We start from the raw sequence: 21,247 nt of genomic DNA on the forward strand, positions 1-21,247 counted from the left end.
CCCCGCACCTTCGCCCTAATTTCCTCTGCGCAGGATGCCTGCGGGGCGTGCCTTCAGCGGCCCCCAAGCATAGCCTAGGAACGCCAGCATCGTGGCTGCAACGCCTCCGATGATAATGGCCAACGCATTACCCCAGACAATCGCAAAGCTGGTTTCCATCACAAATGTGCTGACGGCCCATGCAAAAGTCAGCCCCGCAATCAGCGCGATTGTGCCCGCGGCCGCACCCAAAAGCCCTGCACGCAACGCAAAACTTTTCAGGATAACGCCTTTTGATGCGCCGAGGGTTTTGAGGACTGCTGCCTCAAACGTACGTGCATCAACACCTGCTGCTGCGGCTCCGATCAAGACCAAAAAGCCTGTAATCAATGTGGCTGATGCCCCTAGGGATGTGGCCGCAGCAAGGCTTGCCAAAAGCTCTCCCACACGTGCAATTGCGTCGGCGACCCTGATCGCGGTGATGTTGGGGAATGTTCCTGCGAGGTCACGCAAAATTTCGGCCTCGGCCTCGGGTGTGGCGTAAACTGTTGCGATGTGGCTGTGCGGTGCGCCCTGCAGTGCAGCAGGGTTCATGGTCAGGATGAAGCCAATCCCTGCAGTCGAAAAGTCCACCTCCCGAAACGATGTGATCGTGCCTGTGATATCACGCCCCAGAATGTTGATCGTCATCGTATCCCCAAGGACAAGACCCATCTCTTCGGCTTCTTCGGCGGCAAAGCTAATTTGCGGTGCGCCTGTATAATCTGCGGGCCACCAACTGCCTTGCGTGATTGTCACCCCGTCTGCGGCTGTTTGCGCGTATGTGACGCCGCGGTCACCTTGCAAGACCCAATGATCACCTGCGATTTCTTTGGCGGGGCGGTCATTTATCTTGCTGATGACGCCGCGCAACATTGGCGCAGTATCCACCCGAGACACCGCAGGGTCACCCGCCAGCCGCGCGTTAAAGCCGTTAAGTTGGTCAGACTGAATATCGACAAAGAAATAGCTGGGGGCGACGTCTGGCAAATCTCGCGCGATTGCGCCGCGCAGGTTGCCGTCAATTTGCCCAACAGCGGCAAGCACGGAAAGGCCAAGACCCAATGACAGAATAGCTGAGCTTGCTTGTTCACGTGGCCCGCCGATGGCACCAAGGGCAAGGCGCAAGGCAGGCCGCCCGCGCAACGCGCGCATTTTGGTTGCGGCTGCCGCCAACGCTCGCAGTCCGCGCGCGGCTAAAGCAAGCACACCCAGTACAGCGATAATGCCCCCTGCGGTCCAAAGGGTTAGGAACGCAGTGCCTGAAAATGCGATGGCGCTAAGCACCAACGCTGCGACCAACCCCGCAGTCAGAAACAGGTATCTTTTGCGTGGCAGTGCGTTGTCGTGTCCTAATGCGTCCCGAAATAGCGTGGCTGCGCGAATATTTTCCGTGCGCGCAAGAGGCCAAAGCGTGAAGATTGCAGCGGCAAATGCGCCATAAATAGCAGCTTCGATGAGTGGTTTGGGGTGAATTGCAAACTCGGCGGGAACCGGCAGGCGGGCTTCAATAATGGGCGCGAGGGCCAGTGGAAGTGCCGCGCCAAGCACAAGCCCGATAGCGATGCCCAAGATCGTCAACAGGCCGATTTGAATAGCGTAAGTGGCAAAGATGGTTGAGCGTGATGCGCCCAATGTTTTGAGCGTCGCGATTACGGATGTTTTCCGCTCGAGGTAGCTGCGCACGGCCGCGCTGACACCAACGCCCCCGACCGCCAAACCAGATAGCCCGACAAGCACCAAAAAGGCACCAAGCCGGTCAACGAACTGCTGAACACCTGGCGCGCCGTTGCGGGCATCAGTCCAGCGTAGCCCTGAATTAGCAAAGCGTTGTTCTGCGTCACGCTCAAGGGCCGCAAGTTCGGTGCCTTCCGGCAACAGCATGCGGTATTTCGTGTCGAACAAAGTGCCGGTTTGTAGCAGGCCCGCGTTTGCCAGACTTTCAGTGCGCACCAATGTACGCGGGCCCAAGCCGAAACCACCGCCGGCATTGTCAGGCTCACGTTGCAAAATAGCTGAAAGGCGGAATGTGCCGGTACCAATGCTGAAGCTATCACCGATCATCAGCCCAAGGCGGTCAGCCAAGACACGCTCCATCACCGCACCATTCGCGGCAATTGCCTGATCAAGCGGCATCTCAGGGGATAATTTAACCTCGCCCACAAGGGGGTAGGCTGCATCGACTGATTTGACTTGGGTTAATGCCCGCTCTGGTGACGTATCGGCTCCCGACGGGACCACAATCATAGATCTAAAATCAGTAATCTCGGACACTTGAATGGCTTGGCTTTGCATCCAAGCACGCTCATCAGCTGTGGCGAAACGGTAGGTAAATTGCAGTTCTGCGTCGCCCCCAAGCAGTGCTGCCCCGTCCCGTTCTAAGCCTTTGAGGATGGCCGTCCGGGTGCTGCCCACGGCGGCAATCGCGGCGATGCCGAGCGCAAGGCAGGCCAGAAAAATACCAAAGCCGCGCAAGCCACTGCGCAGTTCACGTGTTGCAAAAATCCATGCAGTTTTCATTGGTCCAACCGTCCGTCACGTAATCGGATCACGCGGTCACAGCGGTTCGCCAATTCAGGCGCATGGGTGACCATGATGAGGGTCGCACCGTGACGGTCGCGCAAATCAAATAGAAGGTCCATGACGGCCTCACCGTTGGTGCCATCAAGATTGCCCGTCGGCTCGTCCGCCAGCAAAATTTCCGGACGCGGCGCAAGGGCACGCGCAAGGGCCACGCGCTGTTGCTCGCCCCCCGACATCTGATTGGGATAATGATCCGCCCGCGCCCCAAGGCCGACTGCTTCCAGCTCCGCTTGAGCGCGGTCAAAGGCATCGCTTTCACCCGCCAGTTCAAGCGGAACGGCCACGTTTTCAAGCGCCGTCATGGTCGGGATAAGGTGAAAAGACTGAAACACTACGCCCATGTGGTGCCGTCGAAACGCGGCAAGTGCGTCTTCGTCCAAATTGGTGAGGTCTTGGTTAACTGCGCTGATCGTGCCGCCAGTTGCTTGCTCGAGCCCGCCCATTACCATGAGAAGTGATGATTTTCCCGAACCCGATGGGCCTATCAGCGCCAATGTCTCGCCTTTTGTCACGTCAAGACTGATGCCGTGCAAGATATCCACCATCCCTGCATTGCCATTTAGCGAAAGGTGCACATCTCTGAGGGACAGGATCGGGTTAGACATTGAGGGGCCTTTCATGGGGATCACAACTGGATATGGGGCGGTATTGCCGCTGCGCAACCTGATGATGACAATTCTTGCGATCTTGGCTCTGGGCCTTGGCATGGGGCACTGTGGTGCGCGTGCCGAAAGTACCGTGGTGATCTTTGGTGACAGCCTTGTTCAAGGGTATGGGTTGCCTGCCGAGCAGGGCCTTGTGCCACAATTAGAGAGCTGGTTGCAGGCAAACGGAACCGAGGTGACGCTTGTGAATGGGGGTGTCTCCGGTGATACGACCCAAGGTGGTGCGGCGCGCATTGCCTGGACGTTGAGCGAGCAGGTTGATGCAATTGTGATTGCCCTTGGCGGCAACGACATGCTGCGCGGCATTGATCCAAGTGTCGTGCGGCAGAATATGGACACCATCGTCCAGCAGGCTGCAAATTCCGGTGCGGCTGTGTTGGTGGTGGGGATTGAAGCGCCATTAAATTACGGGCCTGATTATAAGGCGGCGTTTGATCCAATTTTCGCAGATATCGCAGCGCGTTTCGGTGCGGATTATCACCCCGGCTTTTTCACGGCGTTTGAGGGGGATGTGCTGCCGTTCATGCAGGCCGATGCAATCCATCCGAACGCAGAGGGTGTTGCGCAAATCGTAAAGGTTGTTGGGCCGTCGGTGGCGGCGCTGATCGATGGCGACTAGACGGGCAAGCCTTAGGCGCATAGGCTTTTTGAGTATTGTAAATAAGGAGTAACGAGTATGAGTGTTGCAAGAGTAACCGAAGTCATCGCAAGTTCGAAAAAGTCATTTGATGATGCAATAGAAACCGGCGTTGAGCGTGCAGCCAAAACGCTGAAGAACGTAACGGGCGCGTGGGTGCAGGATCAAAAAGTAACTGTTTCAGACGGTAAAATCGATGAATACCGTGTTGTTTTGAAAGTTACTTTCGTTCTGGAAGACTGATTTTCTGACAGTTGAACGACTTGAAGGTCCGTTGTCATGCGGTTGGTAGCCTTTTTTGCCGTTTGGGTCTTGGCGGGTGGAAAAATCGTTCCATGTTACGGATCAACACCGGAGGAGCCGCAAAATGAATTCTATGCACAACATCGATGAACAAACCCGCCAAGCCCGCGTCTACGCACAGGCTATGGAAAGCCTTCAGGCGCATAACCGCGTGTACCGTCCAAGTGCGACGGTCGCAGATATGCGCGCAAATCAGACATCTGATGGGGGCACACCTTTGTTGGATTGGGCGGGCGGTCTTTCAGCGAAATTCTGTATCGCTTTTGCGTTCATCACACCGTGCTACATGTTTTGGAGCCAAGTCCTAAACTAATACCGGGACGGTTAGATTTAGTCATAAAAAAGGCGCCGCATCCAATTGGATGGGCGCCTTTTCCATTATAAGTACAATGACTTACGCTAGGGCAATGTTGATCGCGCTCTCACGGCCATCACGGCCGCTTTCGATGTCGAATGTTACTTTTTGGTTGTCAGCAAGACCAGTGAGGCCTGAACGCTCAACAGCAGAGATGTGAACGAAAACGTCCTTGCTGCCGCCATCGGGTGCAACAAAGCCGTAGCCTTTAGTAGTGTTAAACCATTTCACGGTGCCAGTAGCCATATCCGTGTCTCCTTTTAAATTCGTGCCCGCGAAATTGCAGCACGTCGGCTTAGTCAGGGATCGAAAGACTGTAGCCGGTAAGGGAAGACAGGGATCGAGTGCATAACGTAGCTAAACCCCATATGGGGTGGCGACCCTCATAAAGCAAGGGAAATCGGGGAAAGCATTTTGATCAGCAATTCACGGCTGACCTGGCCACGATATGTGGTGTTTAGGATACGCCGAGCCGCTATTTGGCCAAGCGTATCCTTAATGTACAGTCGCGCTAAACAGGATTTTAGCGTGCGAATTTCTTGTATTTGACGCGCTTTGGTTCCAAGGCATCGGGCCCAAGGCGGCGCTTTTTGTCTTCTTCGTATTCGGTGAAGCCACCCTCAAACCACTCGATATGCGCTTCGCCTTCGAATGCCAAAATGTGGGTGCAAATCCGATCAAGGAAGAAGCGATCGTGTGAAATGACCACAGCGCACCCAGCAAAGTCGACCAACGCATCTTCAAGGGCGCGAAGCGTTTCAACATCAAGGTCGTTTGTCGGTTCGTCGAGCAGCAAAACATTGCCACCGGCGCGCAGCAGCTTGGCCATGTGAACGCGGTTGCGCTCACCACCTGATAGAACGCCGACTTTCTTCTGTTGGTCGCCGCCTTTGAAGTTGAACGACGAACAATACGCGCGGCTGTTCACTTCAGCGTCACCCAGCATGATGATGTCGTTGCCGTCGCTGATTACTTCCCAAACGGTTTTATCGTCGGGCAGCGCGTCACGTGACTGATCCACATAGCTAAGGTCAACTGTGTCGCCGTAGCTAACGGATCCCGCATCTGGTTGTTCATCGCCTGTGAGCATTTTGAACAATGTAGATTTACCCGCACCGTTCGGGCCGATGACGCCCACAATACCACCCGGAGGCAGCGAGAAGGACAAATCTTCGATCAGAAGTTTATCGCCATAGGCTTTTGTGAGGTTGTCGATCTCGATCACTTTGTCACCAAGTCGGGGACCGTTTGGCATGATGATCTGTGCGCGGCCGACTTTTTCGCGCTCTGATTGATTGGCCATCTCGTTGTAGGCCGCAATCCGCGCTTTTGATTTGGCTTGGCGCGCTTTGGCGCCTTGGCGCATCCACTCAAGTTCACGCTCAAGGGTCTTTTGCTTGGATTTGTCGTCTTTCGCTTCACGTTCCATGCGCTTGGCTTTGGCTTCCAGCCATGACGAATAGTTACCCTCATGTGGGATGCCTGAGCCGCGGTCCAGTTCCAGAATCCATCCGGTGATGGCATCAAGGAAATAACGGTCGTGGGTAACAATCAGGATGGTGCCTTTGTAATCGATCAGGTGCTGTTGCAGCCATGCGATTGTTTCGGCGTCAAGGTGGTTGGTCGGTTCGTCAAGCAGCAGCATGTCAGGCGCATCCAGCAAAAGCTGACACAGGGCCACGCGGCGCTTTTCACCACCCGATAGGGTTGTGACGTCTGCATCATCCGCAGGGCAGCGTAGCGCCTCCATCGACACATCGATTTGCGCATCGAGGTCCCACAGGTTCTGGCTGTCTATCTCGTCTTGAAGCTGCGCCATTTCTTCGGCGGTCTCGTCGGAGTAGTTCATCGCCAATTCGTTATAGCGATCCAGAATGTCTTTCTTGGCCTTCACGCCCAACATGACGTTGCCGCGCACATCAAGGCTTGGGTCCAAATCAGGCTCTTGGGGGAGGTAGCCGACGCGTGCGCCCTCTGCCGCCCATGCTTCACCGGTAAATTCTTTGTCCTGACCGGCCATGATGCGCATCAAGGTTGATTTACCTGTGCCGTTAACACCGACCACACCAATTTTCACACCAGGCAGGAAGTTCAGGCGGATGTTCTCAAACACCTTTTTGCCGCCGGGGTATTGTTTGGACACGCCGTCCATGAAGTAGACGAATTGATTGGCAGCCATCTGTTACATCTCCGAGTAAAAGGTAAGTTGGCATCAGATAACGCGGCATGGTCGCGGGGGCAATGCATTGACTGGACTGTGAGGGTGTTCGACAAGGTGCGCATGACACGGAAGTTTCCATATGCGCGGCAGGGCCAAGTTGTTGGTTTGTTGGGCGGATCGTTTGATCCCGCACACGCAGGGCACGTGCACATCACCAAAGAGGCGTTGAAACGCTTTGGGCTGGACCGTGTGTGGTGGCTGGTCTCAGTTGGTAATCCGCTGAAAGAGCACGGGCCCGCGCCGCTTGAACGGCGTTTGCAGGCGGCCCGCCAAGTTATGTGCGATCCGCGTGTTGAGGTGACAGATATCGAAACCCACCTTGGCACCAGATATACCGCGCAAACCCTTGATGCACTGCGTTTGCGGTATCCTGGCGTGCGGTTTGTTTGGTTGATGGGTGCGGATAATTTGGCCCAGTTCCATCATTGGCAAGACTGGCAAGGTATTTTGGCGACCACACCTGTTGGGGTGTTGGCGCGCCCGGGGGATCGTATATCGGCGCGCACGTCACCGGCGGCCAAGATCTATGATTTTGCACGGTTGAAAGGCAGGCAAAGCCAGCTTTTGGGCCGCTCTGACGCGCCTGCGTGGTCCTTTGTGAATATACCGATGCTGTCTGTTTCGAGTAGCGAAATCAGGAAACGTGGTGAGTGGCAGCGCGATTAGCGACGCAAAGTTGCCGCACCGACACCTGCGCCGATGATCAGCACTAAACCGCAAAGCGTTAGCGTATCGGGCAAAGTGCCGAACACGGTCCATCCCAAAACGGTTGCCGCGATTAGCTGGAAATATACCAGTGGGGCCAGCCGCGTGCTGTCGGCCATTGCATAGGCAAAAAGCAGCAAAAAGTTCCCCGACATGGACCCAACAGCAGATGCAGTGGCCAGACCCATAATGGGCAGGCTCAGTTGTGGCCAGAAAACTGCGGCGACAGGGAGCATGATAATTGCGGGGATCAGGAGTTGGCTCAGCAGAAGCGTGCGTGCAGGTGCGACGCCTATCAGCCATTTCGACGCGGTCAGAAAACTTCCGTAAAAACATCCTGCAAGGACCGCGAACCCGAGGCCCGGTGAATAGTCAAAGCCCGGTTTGACCACCAACAGGACGCCACAAAACCCAAGCAGCAATAGAGCCGTTTGCGCCCATGTGACTTTTTCTTTGAGCAGCCACGCTGATAGGGTGAACGACAGTAGCGGACCGATGAAGAACGCAGCAAACACATTGGCGATGTCCTCTGTGCGCAGGGCCGTTAGGATGCATGAAATACCGCCCGCTAATAAAAGAGCGCGGAAAACTACCTTGGGGTTGCGCAGAACACTCCATGTCCCGCGTGGCATGAATGGCGCTGCAATCAACGCGCCAAGGGCAAAGCGGCTCCATGCGATCCAGAGCGGGTGCACTTCGTAATTATTTGACAGAAGCTTGCCGGCCGTGTCCCCTGCAGGGATCAGCGACATGGCGAGGAACATTAAAAGAGTGGCGCGTAACATAAGGCAGGTGGTTACGCCGCAGATTGTGAGTTGTCACGCGCCAACTGCTGGGCTTTAGTCGGTTCATGACGCGTGTGTATTCCCGACGGTTCTTGCTGGCCGGTCTTCTTGCAACAACGGCGACGGCGGCGGGTGCAACTGCGCCAACTAAGTCAGCGCGCCCAGTTGCAAGGCCTGATGATTTTGCCCGCAAAGTTGACCCCACTGCCACAGATATCGTGGCCCAAGCAGGCCTTAGTGGTGTCACAGGATTTGCGGTTGCCGACGCGACAAGCGGGGTAAGTATTGAGCAATTCCAAGCGGATGAAGCGCTACCGCCTGCGTCAGTGGCAAAGATGCTGACAGCGCTTTACGGGCTTGACCGACTTGGAGCTGGTTTCCGATTTAACACGCGGCTTGTGAGCGACGGCGTGATTGAGGGCGGCACGTTGCGAGGTGATCTGTGGCTGGTGGGCGGCGGTGATCCGACGTTGAACACCGATGATCTTGGCCGAATGGTTGCCGATCTTCACAGGAGCGGTGTGCGCAGCATTGATGGCAGTTTTTATGTTCAAAACAGCGCGCTGCCTGCAATCCCGTTTATTGACCGCGATCAGCCTGATTATTTAGGATATAACCCCACAATCGGTGCCGTGAACCTGAACTTCAATCGTGTGCATTTCGAATGGCGACGCGGCGCGGATGGATATCGTACCACCATGGATGCCCGCGCAAAACGTCATGCTCCTGCGGTAGAGATGGCAACGATGCGCATCGTTTCGCGTGACTTTCCTGTTTACGGATACGCTCTTGAAAAGGGACGTGATGCTTGGACGGTCAGCCGGTCTGCACTTGGTGGGGGTGGCGCACGGTGGTTGCCGGTTCGCCAACCTGCGCTTTATGCAGCTGATGTTTTTGGTCAACTTGCCCGCGCCAAGGGAATTTCGCTTCCCGCCGGTCAGGTGACTGATCGCCCTGCAAAGGGGCGTGTTCTGGTCCAGCATGCAAGTGTGCCGCTTTCCGAGATGTGCCGCGATATGCTGAAGTTTTCGACCAACTTGACGGCTGAAGTTATTGGTCTGCAGGCCTCTGGCGCAAAGACACTTCGCAGTTCTGCAGCAGCTATGAATGAATGGGGCAAGGAGCGTTTTGGCGTTGATGCACAACTGGTTGATCACTCAGGGCTTGGTGATCGAAGTCGGATCAGTGCGTCTGATTTGGTGCAGATTTTAGTCGCGGCCGCAAACGGCCCCATCGGGGCCTTGATGAAGCCGATCAAGCTGCGCGATGCGAACGGCAAAGTCGTTGACGGGCAAGGCATCGAAGTGACGGCGAAAACTGGCACGTTGAACTTTGTCAGCACATTGGCGGGCTACGTCACCACCCCGCAAGGTACAAAGCGGGCCTTAGCGATTGTCTCTGCCGATCTGGGTGCGCGCGGTAAAATCAAAAAGTCAGACAGGGAAAGGCCACGCGGTGCATCCGGCTGGAACAGGCGCGCAAAGTCAATGCAGCAGCGCCTGTTGCACCGTTGGGGGCGGGCCTAAAGCGCGGTCGGTAGGGTCATGTGGCGCGCGCGTGCGCCGCGCTCAATTGCGGCGGCGTGCAATCGGTCAAGTTCAAGCTCGTACCGAATTTCTTCAAGCATGCGAAGTTCGGGCGATGCAATCGATCCGTCAGCGGCTGCGACGTCGCATGATAATGCGTAAGCTGTTTCGTACAGGGTTTGAGGCAATGCGTCGCGGATCAAGCCAAAGAGCGCGTCCAGCCCGTCTTCTTGATCGAACAAGTCAAAAACGGTGCGCCCAATGGTTTGAAGGCGTTCTGGATCATATCCCGAAAAGACGGGTAAGTTATTCACAATATTGGTGATTTTCACAAGTTCAGCCGTGCGAATATCTTCATCGCTCGCGGAAACGGCGATCATCAGTGCGGCAAGGCTGTCTTGGGCCGTTAGGGGGGCTTGTGCGTTCACGAGGGGTGTTCCTTTTGGACTGCTCTGCCCTTGGTTTATTGACGGCTGGCCGCCCTCGCAATAGGGAGTGCGCATGGTGCGCGGGGTTGTGCCACCGCGCGGCTAATCTGCGCGCCCTCGCTGCGTCCAATTACGTACACCGACGATCAAAACCGGAGATACCCAGATGAGCCTTTCGCGCGACGAAGCCCAACAGTCCAAAGCATGGCCTTTTGAAGAAGCGCGTCGGGTGCTCAAACGGCTTAAGGGTAAGGACCCAGAGAAGGGTTATGTATTGTTCCAAACGGGATACGGCCCGTCGGGGCTGCCGCATCTTGGGACTTTTGGTGAGGTTGCGCGTACGACCATGGTGCGTCGCGCATTTGAAGTTTTGTGTGATATTCCAACGACGCTGATTTGTTTTTCCGACGACATGGACGGGTTCCGCAAAGTGCCGACCAACGTTCCGATGCAAGAAGAGCTGTTGCAGGACCTCAACCTGCCGCTGACTAAAGTGCGCGATCCGTTTGGGTGCCATGAAGGTTTTGCGCAGCACAACAATGCGCGTCTGTGTGATTTTCTGGACGGATTCGGATTTGAGTATGAGTTTGCCTCATCAACCGACTACTACACTGGCGGAAAGTTTGATGAAGCGCTCATGACGGCCCTAGAGCGCTTTGATAAAATACAAGAGATCATGTTGCCGACACTGGGTGAAGAACGCCGCGCCACATATTCGTGTTTTCTGCCCGTAAGCCCGAAAACAGGCCACGTGCTTCAGGTGCCAACGCTTGAACGGAATGTGGCGAAAGGCACGATCGTTTATGAAGAGCCCGACGGCGAGCGCATTGAGGTGCCCGTCACCGGCGGTAACGTGAAAATGCAATGGAAGCCCGATTGGGCGATGCGTTGGGCTGCCCTTGGGGTGGATTATGAAATGTCTGGCAAAGACCTGATCGACAGTGTTGTCCAATCGGGTAAAATTTGTCGCGCCCTTGGTGCGCCAGCACCCGAAAGCCTGTCGTATGAGTTGTTTAATGATGAGCTTGGTCAAAAGATTTCTAAATCAAAAGGCAATGGCCTTTCGATGGAGGAATGGCTGACTTATGCGGCGCCCGAAAGCCTGTCGTATTTTATGTATCAGAAGCCAAAGACGGCTAAGCGCCTCTATTTTGATGTGATCCCCAAAATGGTGGATGAGTATCATCAACAATTGCGCGGTTATGAGGACCAAGATGCCAAGCAAAAGCTGGCGAACCCGATTTTCCACATCCATGGTGAGACTGCACCGAAGTCTGACATGGTTGTGCCGTTCTCAATGTTGTTGAACCTTGCGGCTGTGGCCAATGCCGAGGGTAAAGAGCAATTGTGGGGCTTTATTCAGCGCTACGCGCCCGAGGCGTCCGCAGAAACCCATCCTGATTTGGATGCGGCGGCAGGCTATGCGGTGGCGTACTACAACGACTTTGTGAAGCCTGAGAAAACCTACCGCGCACCAACAGATCAAGAACGTGTGGCTTTGGCGGATATGGCAGCGGCGCTGCGTGATCCCGCGTTGGCACGTCAGATGATTGAGACGAAAAACGCAGCAATGGGTAAAGATGATCCGGTGGCTGAGTTGGATTACTCCAGTGCCGAGGATCTGCAATCAATTGTCTTTGCGGTTGGTAAGAACCACGGGTTTGAGCCGCTTCGTGATTGGTTTGGCGCGATTTATGAAGTGCTTCTTGGGGCTACTCAGGGGCCACGCTTTGGTGGATTTATCGCGCTCTACGGCGTTGATGAAACGGCAAATTTGATCGACGAAGCCTTGGAAGGTGGGTTGATTAATTGACCTAGCGCTCCTCTGACTTAGGTTTTGGTTCAGTCAGAGGAGGTTCACATGGTTCGTATTTTAGTCGGTCTGGTCTTTTGTTTGTGGGCGGGGCTTTCCGCAGCGCAAGATACGCCAACACGTGATATTCAAGATACCATTTCAAATCAGATGGATGCCTTTCGCGATGGTAATGTGGACGGCGCGTGGACGTTTGCGGCTCCGAATATTCGGCGAATGTTTGGGCAAGACCCCAATGCATTCGGTCGGATGGTTGAGCGTGGCTACCCTATGGTTTGGAACAACGATCAGGTCAGGTTCGGTGAATTGCGGGTGCTGAATGGCCATGTTTGGCAACAAGTCCGTGTGACAGATGTGGCCGGCGGTCAGCATGTCCTTGATTATATGATGCTGCAAACGGAAGCGGGTTGGAAAATTGCTGCCGTGCAGGTGTTGGAAGCCCCGGACGTGGGCGTTTAGGTGTTGCGCGCGTCACTATCGGCGCGCTCGCTCGCCTAAGATGTGCTTAACGAACGGACGCTAGGTTGGTCACATAGAGCAGATCAACACGCCCGCGCTGACATTACGAGACCGCAGAAACGGCTGCCCCGTTTGTGCGGTTTTTTTATGTCTGACGCCAAGGTTCCACGAAAGGATATCGTTCATGAATATGGCAATTACTGACCGCTTTAGCTTGTCCCCAGCACCATTCTCGCAAGGCTTGGGCCAGTGGTCCCGTGAAGATGGGACTTTTGGAACAGAAACCTACGCCAGCTACAGCAGTGCTGTGGTCGTGCCATCTGATCCTGATTTTGGCAGTTGCCTTCAGCTGACAAAAAACCAAGGCGGCACCCAACGATTGCGGTTCACGTGCCAAACCGCACTTGCCACGGGTTGCTACTACAAAGTGAGCGCGCGCATCAAAGCGGTAAGCGGCAGTCGGCCGTCTGTGCAGATTGCGGGCTCTGTCTTTGATGCCTCGGATGATGCTTTGACTGGGGTGCAACTGGCTGGGGCAGCGGTGACGTTGCAAACCTACGGAAACGTGATTGAGGTGTCTGCAATCGTGGGGCAGGGTAGCCGTCCTGGTGTGGACATGGCATGGGGAATGGACGCCGCATATGCGCATATCGGCCTAGATTTGACGGGGCCGGTCGGTGGCGTAATCCGCATTGATGACCTTAGGATCGAAGATGTGACGCCGCTGTTCTTTAGCCAAACATTTGATGTTTTGGACGTGCGGGATTTCGGTGCGATCGGGGACGGGGTGGCTGATGATGCTGATGCGATTGAGGCGGCTGATGCGGCAGCGCAGGGGCGTACTGTTTTGGTGACGGACGGCGTTTTCCGGATGGGCCGCGATGTGACGATCAACAGCAAGATCCGGTTTGAAGGCCAGATTACCCAATTGCCTGAGCACCGTTTTGTTCTTAGGCGCTCTTTCGATCTGCCGACTTATGCCGATGCGTTTGGCGATGAAGTTGTGGGTTTCAAAAAGGGGTTTCAGGCCCTGCTTAACGGGGCAGATCATGAGGTTTTTGATCTGTGTGGCCGGCAGGTTCAATTGACTGAACCGCTTGATATGGCCGCTTTGGTGCCTAATCGTGCGCGGTTTGAGGTCCGGCGCGTCATTGCAAACGGTATGTTTGAAGCCCGTGATAGCACAGCCTGGGCCGATGATGTGGTAACAGCAAGTGCCAGCTATGACCCGAATGATCCGTATAAACTGCGCAATGTGGTGAACGCCGCGTCTATCAAGGTGGGGTCGTTGGTAAGTGGAAACGGGGTTGGCCGAGAGGTTTATGTGGCGTCCGTGAACCCCAGTGCAAACACGTTGACCCTATGCCAACCGCTGTTTGGGGCCGCGGCAAGCCAGAGTTATACGTTCACGCGTTTCAAATATATGCTCGATTTTGGTGGTTTTGAAAAACTATCGAAAATGGTTTTGAACAATATCCAACTACAGTGTTCAGGCCGTGCAAGTGGCATCATGTTGGCGCCCGATGGCGTTGTGTTCGAAGTGCTTGATTGTTTGATCAACAAACCGAAAAGCCGCGGGATCACGTCCGCTGATCGTGGCTGTCAGGGGATGATTGTTGACCGTTGTCAGTTTCTGTCGAACGAGCAGTCGCTTCAGGTTGAAGACCGTGTGACAACTGCGCTGAACGTCAATTCGAACGACCCCAAGCTGCGCAACAACCGCGTCGTGTTGTTTGAGCATTTCGCGGTTCTGTCTGGCGCAGGCAATTTGGTGACGGGCAATCATTGGTTTCATGGGGATGCTGGTTCAAACGGTATTCGCAAGGCTGGCCTGATCTTCACGCAACCGAATTGTATGAGTGCTGTGACGGGGAACTATATCGACAATAACTATATTGAGATGACCAACGAGCACGAGGCCTTTCCGGATTTTGCCAACCAGTTCTCGTTTGGTGGGCTGACGATTTCCGGGAATTTCTTCATATCGCTCAACTTGCGATCTGACTTTTCATGGCTGGTTGTGGCCCCTTATGGTGCTGGGCATTTTATCCAAGGATTGTCGGTTCAAGGTAATGTTTTCAAGGCGGTAAACGGCAATGTCGAACGTGCCGACCGGGTTGATACAAGCCGCGCTGATCTGGCTAAAGGGCGGTATCGGAATATCGTTTTTGATGGCAACACGTTCAACAATGTTGGCACAGTTACGATCAATCCTGTTGTGATAAATCATGACCAAAACACCGATGCTGCAACGTGGAACGTATCTGCATCAGGGCGGTTACCCTTTGATGGATGGGCCCGTGCAGTTCAGGCGGTGCAGCCCGTTGAGCAAACAAAATCTGGCAGTTCAGACGTTTTCACTCAGCCTTGGGCGCAAGTTGAACAAGGTGCAGATAAATCTGAAGTACGACTAAAGTGGGGTCAGTCCACTAGGGGGCGGGCTAATGTGACGATGCGGTGCGACACGCCCGTCTAGTATTGGTTCTTGGCTGCGGTCGCTAGTTGGCGTGGCCAAGTTTTGTCACCTCAAGACGTAGTTCCTGCAGCGCAATTTCTGTCTGCACCAGTTTCACCGTCACAGGCCCCGTCATCTCACGCGGATGATCGAACAGATCACGGCGCAGGGTGCGCAAGTCACGCTCCATCCGGTCGATGTGCGACAGGGTGATGCTGGTTGGCGTTTGCCAATCCGTCGAGGGGCTAAAGGTGCGGTGCATACTCATGCAAGCTTGCTACGACAGCATGTCTTAACGCTCAGTTACGCAGCGGTGAAAAACCCGCTGCGTATGTTCGTTTTGTCAAAAGGCGATCTAACGCCGTTTGCTGCGCTTTGTTCCGCCCCGTTGCCCCGCACGTCCTGCGGTTGAGCGGCCGGATGCCTTTTGCGCATCATCAACGGCTTTCTCAACAACTGCTTGGCGGGCCAGAGGATCGTCGGACACCACCAAATCTACAGTCTCAAGGCGCTTCACCTCGTCACGCAGGCGGGCGGCTTCTTCAAACTCAAGGTTTTCGGCGGCTTTGCGCATGTCTTCGCGCAGCCCATCAAGATGTGCCGCAAGATTATCACCGGCCATCGGTTTTTCGATGGTTGCGGTCACGCGGTTCATATCCACGTCACCTTTGTAGAGACCAGCCAGCACGTCTTCGACGTTTTTCTTCACTGTTTCAGGTGTGATGCCATGCTCTTCGTTATACGCAATTTGCTTGGTGCGGCGGCGTTCGGTTTCGCCCATGGCGCGTTCCATGCTGCCGGTAATTTTATCCGCGTACATGATCACGCGGCCTTCGGCGTTTCGCGCGGCGCGGCCGATGGTCTGTACCAGTGACGTCTCAGAGCGCAAAAAACCCTCTTTGTCCGCATCGAGAATTGCCACAAGCCCACATTCGGGAATGTCGAGACCCTCACGCAGCAGGTTGATGCCAACAAGCACATCAAATGCCCCAAGGCGCAGGTCGCGCAAAATCTCAATCCGTTCAATCGTATCGATGTCTGAGTGCATGTAGCGTACGCGAATCCCTTGTTCGTGCAGATACTCCGTCAGGTCCTCGGCCATGCGCTTGGTCAATGTCGTGGCCAGCACCCGCATGCCATCCGCCGCAACACGGCGAATTTCATCCAAAAGGTCATCCACCTGTGTCTCAACGGGGCGAATTTCGATGACAGGGTCCAAAAGGCCTGTGGGGCGGATGACTTGTTCTGTGAATACGCCGCCTGCTTGTTCGATTTCCCAAGCGGCTGGGGTGGCAGAAACAAAAACAGACTGGGGCCGCATCGCGTCCCATTCCTCAAATTTGAGGGGGCGGTTGTCCATGCAAGACGGAAGGCGGAAGCCGTGCTCCGCCAGCGTCATTTTGCGTCTGAAGTCACCTTTGTACATGCCGCCGATCTGCGGCACAGAAACATGGGACTCGTCGGCGAAAACAATGGCGTTGTCTGGGATGAATTCAAAAAGTGTGGGGGGCGGCTCGCCCGGTGCGCGGCCCGTCAGATAGCGTGAATAGTTCTCGATCCCGTTGCAAACCCCAGTGGCTTCCAACATCTCAAGATCGAAATTCGTGCGCTGCTCAAGGCGCTGTGCTTCAAGCAATTTGCCATCTGCCACCAACTGATCAAGCCGAACCCGCAGTTCCTTTTTGATGCCCGTAATCGCCTGTTGCATCGTCGGTTTTGGCGTGACGTAGTGACTGTTGGCGTAAATGCGGATTTTGTCGAACGTATCTGTTTTCTCACCAGTCAGTGGGTCGAATTCAGTAATGGTTTCCAATTCTTCGCCGAAGAAAGATAGCCGCCACGCACGGTCATCAAGGTGGGCAGGGAAGACTTCAAGGCTATCTCCGCGCACGCGAAACGTGCCACGCTGAAACGCCGCGTCGTTACGTTTGTATTGTTGGGCGACCAGATCAGCGATTACCTGACGCTGATCGTACATTTTGCCCACGTGGATATCTTGGGTCATGGCCCCGTAGGTTTCGACCGAACCGATGCCGTAAATACACGACACGGACGCCACGATAATAACGTCATCACGTTCCAAAAGCGCACGGGTTGCAGAGTGGCGCATACGGTCAATTTGCTCGTTAATCTGGCTTTCTTTTTCGATGTAAGTATCAGAGCGCGCTACATAGGCTTCCGGTTGATAGTAGTCATAATAGCTGACGAAATACTCGACCGCGTTATCGGGAAAGAAGCCCTTGAACTCCCCATAAAGTTGGGCGGCCAGCGTTTTGTTAGGCGCAAGGATGATCGCGGGGCGTCCCGTTTGCTCAATCACTTTTGCCATGGTGAATGTTTTGCCGGTGCCTGTTGCGCCAAGCAGCACCTGATCGCGATCGCCGTTCAGCACACCAGTCGACAGTTCTTTGATGGCCGTGGGTTGGTCGCCCGCGGGTTCAAACTCGGTGTTGAGCTTGAATGAAATGCCGCCCTCCAGCTTGTCACGGGTTTTCACGTCTGGCGCGGGATTTGCCAAAACGGGCGCTGTCGGGCGTGGTGGCTGGCTATCTGAATGGGCGTAAGACATGAGCGATTCCCTTTGGTCATCATACAATGTGACGCCTTCTGCCGTGGGTTCAAGGGAGCCGCTGGATGTTGATCAAACAAATAGCTAGCTTAAATGCGAAAATTGGAATATGATACTGGTAGGCGCTGGAGTGTAACCTGGACTGAGCGGTTCATTCCCCTATCTCCCACGGTCGTTTCAGAGTTTTCGCTTCAGCGTCAAACCTTAGTTCAAACCGATGTATGCCAGATATTGCATTTACCCGCAGAGTTATGGATATAGGCATCAGCCAACGTCTGAGGGTTCACCATGCGCGCACGTATTTATAAGCCAGCAAAAACTGCCATGTCTTCGGGCACAGCAAAAACGCGTAAATGGGTGCTGGAATTTGCTGCAGCCTCGTCGCGCGATGTGGATCCGCTGATGGGCTGGACCTCATCTGATGACACCCAAAGCCAAGTGAAGCTGACGTTCGACAGCAAAGAAGATGCGGTCGATTATGCGCGCGACAACGGTATTGAGGCAGTTGTGCAAGAGCCTAAAACGCGCCGCCCTAACGTGCGCGCTGCCGGTTATTCCGAGAATTTCGCAGTCAACCGCCGAGGCGCTTGGACGCACTAAGGTTACCTGCCGTTTCTGGTGTTCGGAACTTACGAAGCAGTAACTGAGTATAAACAAACGCACACCACCCTTGCGCAGCTTGCACCCAAAGCGCTATGCCAACACCCAAGCGGTCCCTTAGCTCAACTGGATAGAGCAGCTGACTTCTAATCAGCAGGTTGAGGGTTCGAGTCCTTCAGGGATCGCCAGTGTTTTTCTCCCCACCTCTTGTACCCCGCACGGTAAATGTCTTTGATGGCGGTGAAACCCGGCCACCTCACTTAAGGACGCTGTCTCATGACAAAGTATATTGATCTTAATTCTGATCTTGGTGAGGGCTATGGCCCTTGGCAGATGGGCGATGATGAGCGGATATTGGGGTTGGTAAGCAGCGCGAATGTGGCATGTGGCGGGCACGCAAGTGATCCCGACACGATGCACGCCACACTTGGTGAAGCGGCGTCAAACGGGGTTTGTGTTGGCGCGCATCCCGGGTATGCGGACCCACTTGGCTTTGGGCGCCGCGTTATTCCGATGGCGGCTGCGCAGATCACTCATATGGTTGCAGCACAAATTGGGGCTTTGAGCGGGGTTGCGCAATTGACCTCGGCGCGTGTCGCGTACGTTAAGCCGCACGGTGCTCTTGCTAATTTGGCTGCGCGGGATGTGGAGGTTTCGAATGCCATTCTTGATGGGGTTGGCGCACTGCCTGTTTTGGCGATTTCCGGAACGGTGCTTGAACAGCAAGCCAAGGCGCGGGATCATCAGGTTTACTCGGAAATATTTGCCGACCGCGCGTATCAGGCCAACGGCGAGTTGGTGCCGCGCAGCGAGGAAGGTGCGGTGATACATGATCCTGTTTTCGCGGCTGACCGGTTGATTGCATTCTTGGAGAGCGGTGAAATGCCGGTGCTCGGTGGTGGATCTATTGCTCTTGAGGCGCACTCAATTTGCGTGCACGGCGACACGCCAGCAGCCGTTGAGATGGCCTCGCAAATACGGAAGCGTTTGACGGCGCAGGGCGTTGAAATTCGCTCGTTTATCCAAGGCTAAGTAATGATGAAAGCAACGTCAGTTGGTGAAGGGGCGGTGCTCTTTCAACTTGCGGAGGTCGCAGACGAGCGGACCCATGCAGCGATTTGCGCTTTGGATGAGGCAATCGCGGCGGCAGATATCAAAGGCGTGGTTGAGGTCGTGCCCGCGTTGATTAATTTGTTGGTGGCATTTGACCCTATTCAAACGGATCACGGCGCGGTTACGGCGGCTGTTCAGGCGTTAAAGCCAGATGTTGCCGCCAGCAGAACGCCTCAGGTCCACCGTGTGCCTGTTTGTTATGATCCGGAATTGTGCCCTGATTTGCTGGAAGTGGCGAGACTGACAAACCAGAGTGTCGAGGCAGTTATTGCAGCGCATTTGGGTTCTGAAATGCGGGTTGAGATGTACGGGTTTTCACCAGGCTATGCCTATTTGCGCGGTCTGCCACAAAGCATTCACTTGCCGCGCAAACCTGCAGCGGTACGCGATATTCCAAAAGGCAGCATTATCATTTCTGGCGCGCAGTCTTTGATTACGACACTGACAATGCCGACGGGATGGTGGGTCATTGGACGCTCTGGGTTCGACGTGATTGAAAGCGATGCGCCTGATCCATTTGTGTTCAAGGTTGGGGACCGTGTGGTCTATGAGCGGATCAGCCGTGCGGAGCTGGGTGTGTAATGGCGGTGGCTGTTCTGAAAGTGGTCGCCGCTGGCCCATTGATCACTGTCCAAGACGCAGGTCGCTTTGGCCATATGCGCTACGGAGTTCCAGCATCTGGTCCTATGGACCGGCTGGCGTTTGCTGCGGCGCAGGTGATGATTGCAAATCGTGCAGATGCTGCGGCGATTGAAGTGTCGTTGGGCGGGCTCGTGCTTGAATGTGTTGAGGGCGAGGTCAGCTATGCCCAAGCCGGTGGTGGTTTTGCAGGGGGCTGGCACGTGGCAACGCTGCGTGCAGGTGATCGGCTGCGTGTTCAGGCGGGCACATGGGGGAGTTGGTGTTATCTGGCTTTTGCAGGTGATCTGGCGCGACCAAAGTGGTTGGACAGTTTTGCGACCCACGCGATTTCAGGGCTTGGTGGCGGTGCCGTTCGCACGGGAGATGTGCTGCGTATCGAAAACGCGGAGGTGCGTAGCGCCCGTGAAGGCAGCTATGACGCGCCCCCACAGCCTGATCAAGCCACGCCTGTTTTGGTGACGCCAAGTCCACAGGGCCGTCATTTTGCGGATGACGCGGCGGACGTGTTTTTGGGCAGTACGTATGAACTGACGGATGCGTTTGACCGCATGGGGGTTCGCCTTGATGGGCCGTCGGTTGTGTTGAATGAGGCGCTGGGCATCCCGTCCGAGCCGATCGTGCGTGGCTCTGTCCAAGTGGCGGGCGACGGTGTGCCGACTGTTTTGTTGGCGGATCATCAAACAACGGGCGGCTATCCCAAGATTGCGACTGTTTTGTCTTGCGAGACTGATCGGGTTGCCCAAATGCGCTCAGGTGCACAGATTTCGTTTCAAACAGTTACGCCGGAGGAGGCAGTTATTCACGCCCGAACTGTTGCAGAAGCACGTGTGTCGTTTTTGGACGTTTGCGCAGCACCACGGGCCAGTTTGGATGAGAAGCTAATGCAAATGAATTTGATCAGTGGCGCTGTGGCCGGATCAGAAAATTAGTCGCGCTAGTTAGTAAATTTCGAGCTGAAAAAATTTGTGTGAGAGTAAAAAACTGCGAATTTATGAGGAATCTTGGGGACTTTAGCGATGGGCATGTCGCTAATGCGCTTCCGATTGATCTGTGAATGACCGTTGAAATGCAATTCACAGGTCTGAATGTGTAGTAAATGGGCGGATCACTGTCGGTTTTGGCTGTGCAGATGCACAAAACGACATTTTTGACGTTTTTTGACCGAATCCCCCTTGTAGCTCAGGTCTCGTTGTTAAAGGCTAAGTGCAATGGCGCGCGTGAAGGGAAACTTCACTTAAAACGAACGTGCTGAAGTTCAAACGGGAGACTGAAATGAAAAAGACATTACTTGGCGTTGTTGCCGCGACTTCGATGGGCCTTATGGGGACCACAGCGATGGCAGACTGCGGTGATGTATCCATTACCGAGAT

The 21,247-nt window shown here is 54.8% G+C and carries 20 protein-coding genes and 1 tRNA gene; 13 read left to right on the forward strand and 8 right to left on the reverse strand.

The genetic code is table 11. The annotated features are described in order from the left end of the window. Positions 1–15 precede the first annotated feature (15 nt). Both NIG5292_RS07805 and NIG5292_RS07810 read right to left on the reverse strand, forming a co-directional pair. Entirely contained in the window at positions 16–2,538 is a 2,523-nt protein-coding gene (locus NIG5292_RS07805; protein ID WP_048598955.1) for an ABC transporter permease, read from the reverse strand. Then, positions 2,535–3,206 carry an ABC transporter ATP-binding protein gene (locus NIG5292_RS07810; RefSeq protein WP_074842092.1) on the reverse strand — a complete coding sequence of 224 codons (672 nt, stop codon included), beginning with the start codon at positions 3,204–3,206 and terminating at the stop codon, positions 2,535–2,537. The genes NIG5292_RS07805 and NIG5292_RS07810 overlap by 4 nt, the downstream gene beginning before the upstream one ends. Before the next feature lie 13 nt (positions 3,207–3,219). On the opposite strand from NIG5292_RS07810, the gene NIG5292_RS07815 reads away from it, so the two are divergent. The 3 genes from NIG5292_RS07815 (at position 3,220) to NIG5292_RS07825 (ending at position 4,519) form a co-directional block, all read left to right on the forward strand. Beyond that, a complete protein-coding gene (locus tag NIG5292_RS07815; RefSeq protein ID WP_233488198.1) occupies positions 3,220–3,885 on the forward strand; it encodes an arylesterase in 666 nt (221 codons plus the stop codon). A gap of 57 nt (positions 3,886–3,942) precedes the next feature. After that, positions 3,943–4,146: a dodecin family protein gene (locus NIG5292_RS07820; RefSeq protein ID WP_048598957.1), complete on the forward strand. Its 204-nt coding sequence runs from the start codon at positions 3,943–3,945 to the stop codon at positions 4,144–4,146. A gap of 124 nt (positions 4,147–4,270) precedes the next feature. Continuing rightward, complete coding sequence (locus tag NIG5292_RS07825) at positions 4,271–4,519, forward strand: hypothetical protein (protein WP_048598958.1); 249 nt, start codon at positions 4,271–4,273, stop codon at positions 4,517–4,519. 81 nt (positions 4,520–4,600) lie between these two features. On the opposite strand, the gene NIG5292_RS07830 is transcribed toward NIG5292_RS07825, so the two are convergent. Together NIG5292_RS07830 and ettA are read right to left on the reverse strand one after the other, a co-directional pair. Next, positions 4,601–4,807, reverse strand: a complete 207-nt coding sequence (locus NIG5292_RS07830; protein ID WP_048598959.1) for a cold-shock protein — start codon at positions 4,805–4,807, stop codon at positions 4,601–4,603. Positions 4,808–5,084: 277 nt separating this feature from the next. Further along, the gene (ettA, locus tag NIG5292_RS07835; RefSeq protein WP_048598960.1) at positions 5,085–6,740 is read right to left on the reverse strand and encodes an energy-dependent translational throttle protein EttA; all 1,656 of its coding nucleotides are present in this window, start codon (positions 6,738–6,740) and stop codon (positions 5,085–5,087) included. Positions 6,741–6,842: 102 nt separating this feature from the next. Here ettA and NIG5292_RS07840 point away from each other — a divergent pair, with 102 nt between their 5' ends. Further along, the gene (locus NIG5292_RS07840; RefSeq protein WP_048598990.1) at positions 6,843–7,448 is read left to right on the forward strand and encodes a nicotinate-nucleotide adenylyltransferase; all 606 of its coding nucleotides are present in this window, start codon (positions 6,843–6,845) and stop codon (positions 7,446–7,448) included. Here the strand turns inward: NIG5292_RS07840 and NIG5292_RS07845 are convergent. Beyond that, positions 7,445–8,272 (reverse strand): DMT family transporter, encoded by an 828-nt coding sequence (locus tag NIG5292_RS07845; protein ID WP_048598961.1) that lies wholly within the window; start codon positions 8,270–8,272, stop codon positions 7,445–7,447. The genes NIG5292_RS07840 and NIG5292_RS07845 overlap by 4 nt on opposite strands. 65 nt (positions 8,273–8,337) lie before the next feature. Here NIG5292_RS07845 and dacB point away from each other — a divergent pair, with 65 nt between their 5' ends. After that, positions 8,338–9,798 (forward strand): D-alanyl-D-alanine carboxypeptidase/D-alanyl-D-alanine endopeptidase, encoded by a 1,461-nt coding sequence (gene dacB, locus NIG5292_RS07850; RefSeq protein WP_048598962.1) that lies wholly within the window; start codon positions 8,338–8,340, stop codon positions 9,796–9,798. Here dacB and NIG5292_RS07855 read toward each other — a convergent pair. Then, a complete protein-coding gene (locus tag NIG5292_RS07855; RefSeq protein ID WP_074842091.1) occupies positions 9,795–10,226 on the reverse strand; it encodes a tellurite resistance TerB family protein in 432 nt (143 codons plus the stop codon). The genes dacB and NIG5292_RS07855 overlap by 4 nt on opposite strands. A gap of 166 nt (positions 10,227–10,392) precedes the next feature. On the opposite strand from NIG5292_RS07855, the gene NIG5292_RS07860 reads away from it, so the two are divergent. The 3 genes from NIG5292_RS07860 (at position 10,393) to NIG5292_RS07870 (ending at position 14,974) form a co-directional block, all read left to right on the forward strand. Further along, on the forward strand, positions 10,393–12,039 hold the full coding sequence (locus NIG5292_RS07860) for a lysine--tRNA ligase (protein WP_048598963.1): 1,647 nt from the start codon (positions 10,393–10,395) through the stop codon (positions 12,037–12,039). Positions 12,040–12,087: 48 nt separating this feature from the next. Then, the gene (locus NIG5292_RS07865) at positions 12,088–12,498 is read left to right on the forward strand and encodes a DUF4864 domain-containing protein (protein ID WP_053084850.1); all 411 of its coding nucleotides are present in this window, start codon (positions 12,088–12,090) and stop codon (positions 12,496–12,498) included. Positions 12,499–12,682: 184 nt separating this feature from the next. Further along, the gene (locus NIG5292_RS07870; RefSeq protein WP_048598964.1) at positions 12,683–14,974 is read left to right on the forward strand and encodes a glycosyl hydrolase family 28-related protein; all 2,292 of its coding nucleotides are present in this window, start codon (positions 12,683–12,685) and stop codon (positions 14,972–14,974) included. A 22-nt stretch (positions 14,975–14,996) separates the two neighbouring features. Here the strand turns inward: NIG5292_RS07870 and NIG5292_RS07875 are convergent, their stop codons facing one another. After that, the gene (locus tag NIG5292_RS07875) at positions 14,997–15,221 is read right to left on the reverse strand and encodes a hypothetical protein (protein WP_143081960.1); all 225 of its coding nucleotides are present in this window, start codon (positions 15,219–15,221) and stop codon (positions 14,997–14,999) included. 87 nt (positions 15,222–15,308) lie between these two features. Then, a complete protein-coding gene (uvrB, locus tag NIG5292_RS07880; protein ID WP_048598966.1) occupies positions 15,309–17,522 on the reverse strand; it encodes an excinuclease ABC subunit UvrB in 2,214 nt (737 codons plus the stop codon). Between the two features lie 288 nt (positions 17,523–17,810). On the opposite strand from uvrB, the gene NIG5292_RS07885 reads away from it, so the two are divergent. The 5 genes from NIG5292_RS07885 to NIG5292_RS07905 all read left to right on the forward strand — a co-directional run bounded on the left by NIG5292_RS07885 (position 17,811) and on the right by NIG5292_RS07905 (position 20,806). Then, a complete protein-coding gene (locus tag NIG5292_RS07885; protein ID WP_048598967.1) occupies positions 17,811–18,122 on the forward strand; it encodes an ETC complex I subunit in 312 nt (103 codons plus the stop codon). Between the two features lie 111 nt (positions 18,123–18,233). Further along, positions 18,234–18,310, forward strand: a tRNA-Arg gene (locus tag NIG5292_RS07890). An 88-nt stretch (positions 18,311–18,398) separates the two neighbouring features. Beyond that, positions 18,399–19,154, forward strand: coding sequence for a LamB/YcsF family protein (locus NIG5292_RS07895; protein WP_048598968.1), 756 nt, complete (start codon positions 18,399–18,401; stop codon positions 19,152–19,154). A gap of 3 nt (positions 19,155–19,157) precedes the next feature. Beyond that, entirely contained in the window at positions 19,158–19,817 is a 660-nt protein-coding gene (locus tag NIG5292_RS07900) for a 5-oxoprolinase subunit B family protein (protein ID WP_048598969.1), read from the forward strand. Then, positions 19,817–20,806: a 5-oxoprolinase subunit C family protein gene (locus NIG5292_RS07905; protein WP_048598970.1), complete on the forward strand. Its 990-nt coding sequence runs from the start codon at positions 19,817–19,819 to the stop codon at positions 20,804–20,806. Before NIG5292_RS07900 ends, NIG5292_RS07905 begins: the two co-directional genes overlap by 1 nt. The last annotated feature ends 441 nt before the right edge of the window (positions 20,807–21,247 follow it).

The sequence above is a fragment of the Nereida ignava genome, from assembly GCF_001049735.1.
GTDB lineage: Bacteria > Pseudomonadota > Alphaproteobacteria > Rhodobacterales > Rhodobacteraceae > Nereida > Nereida ignava.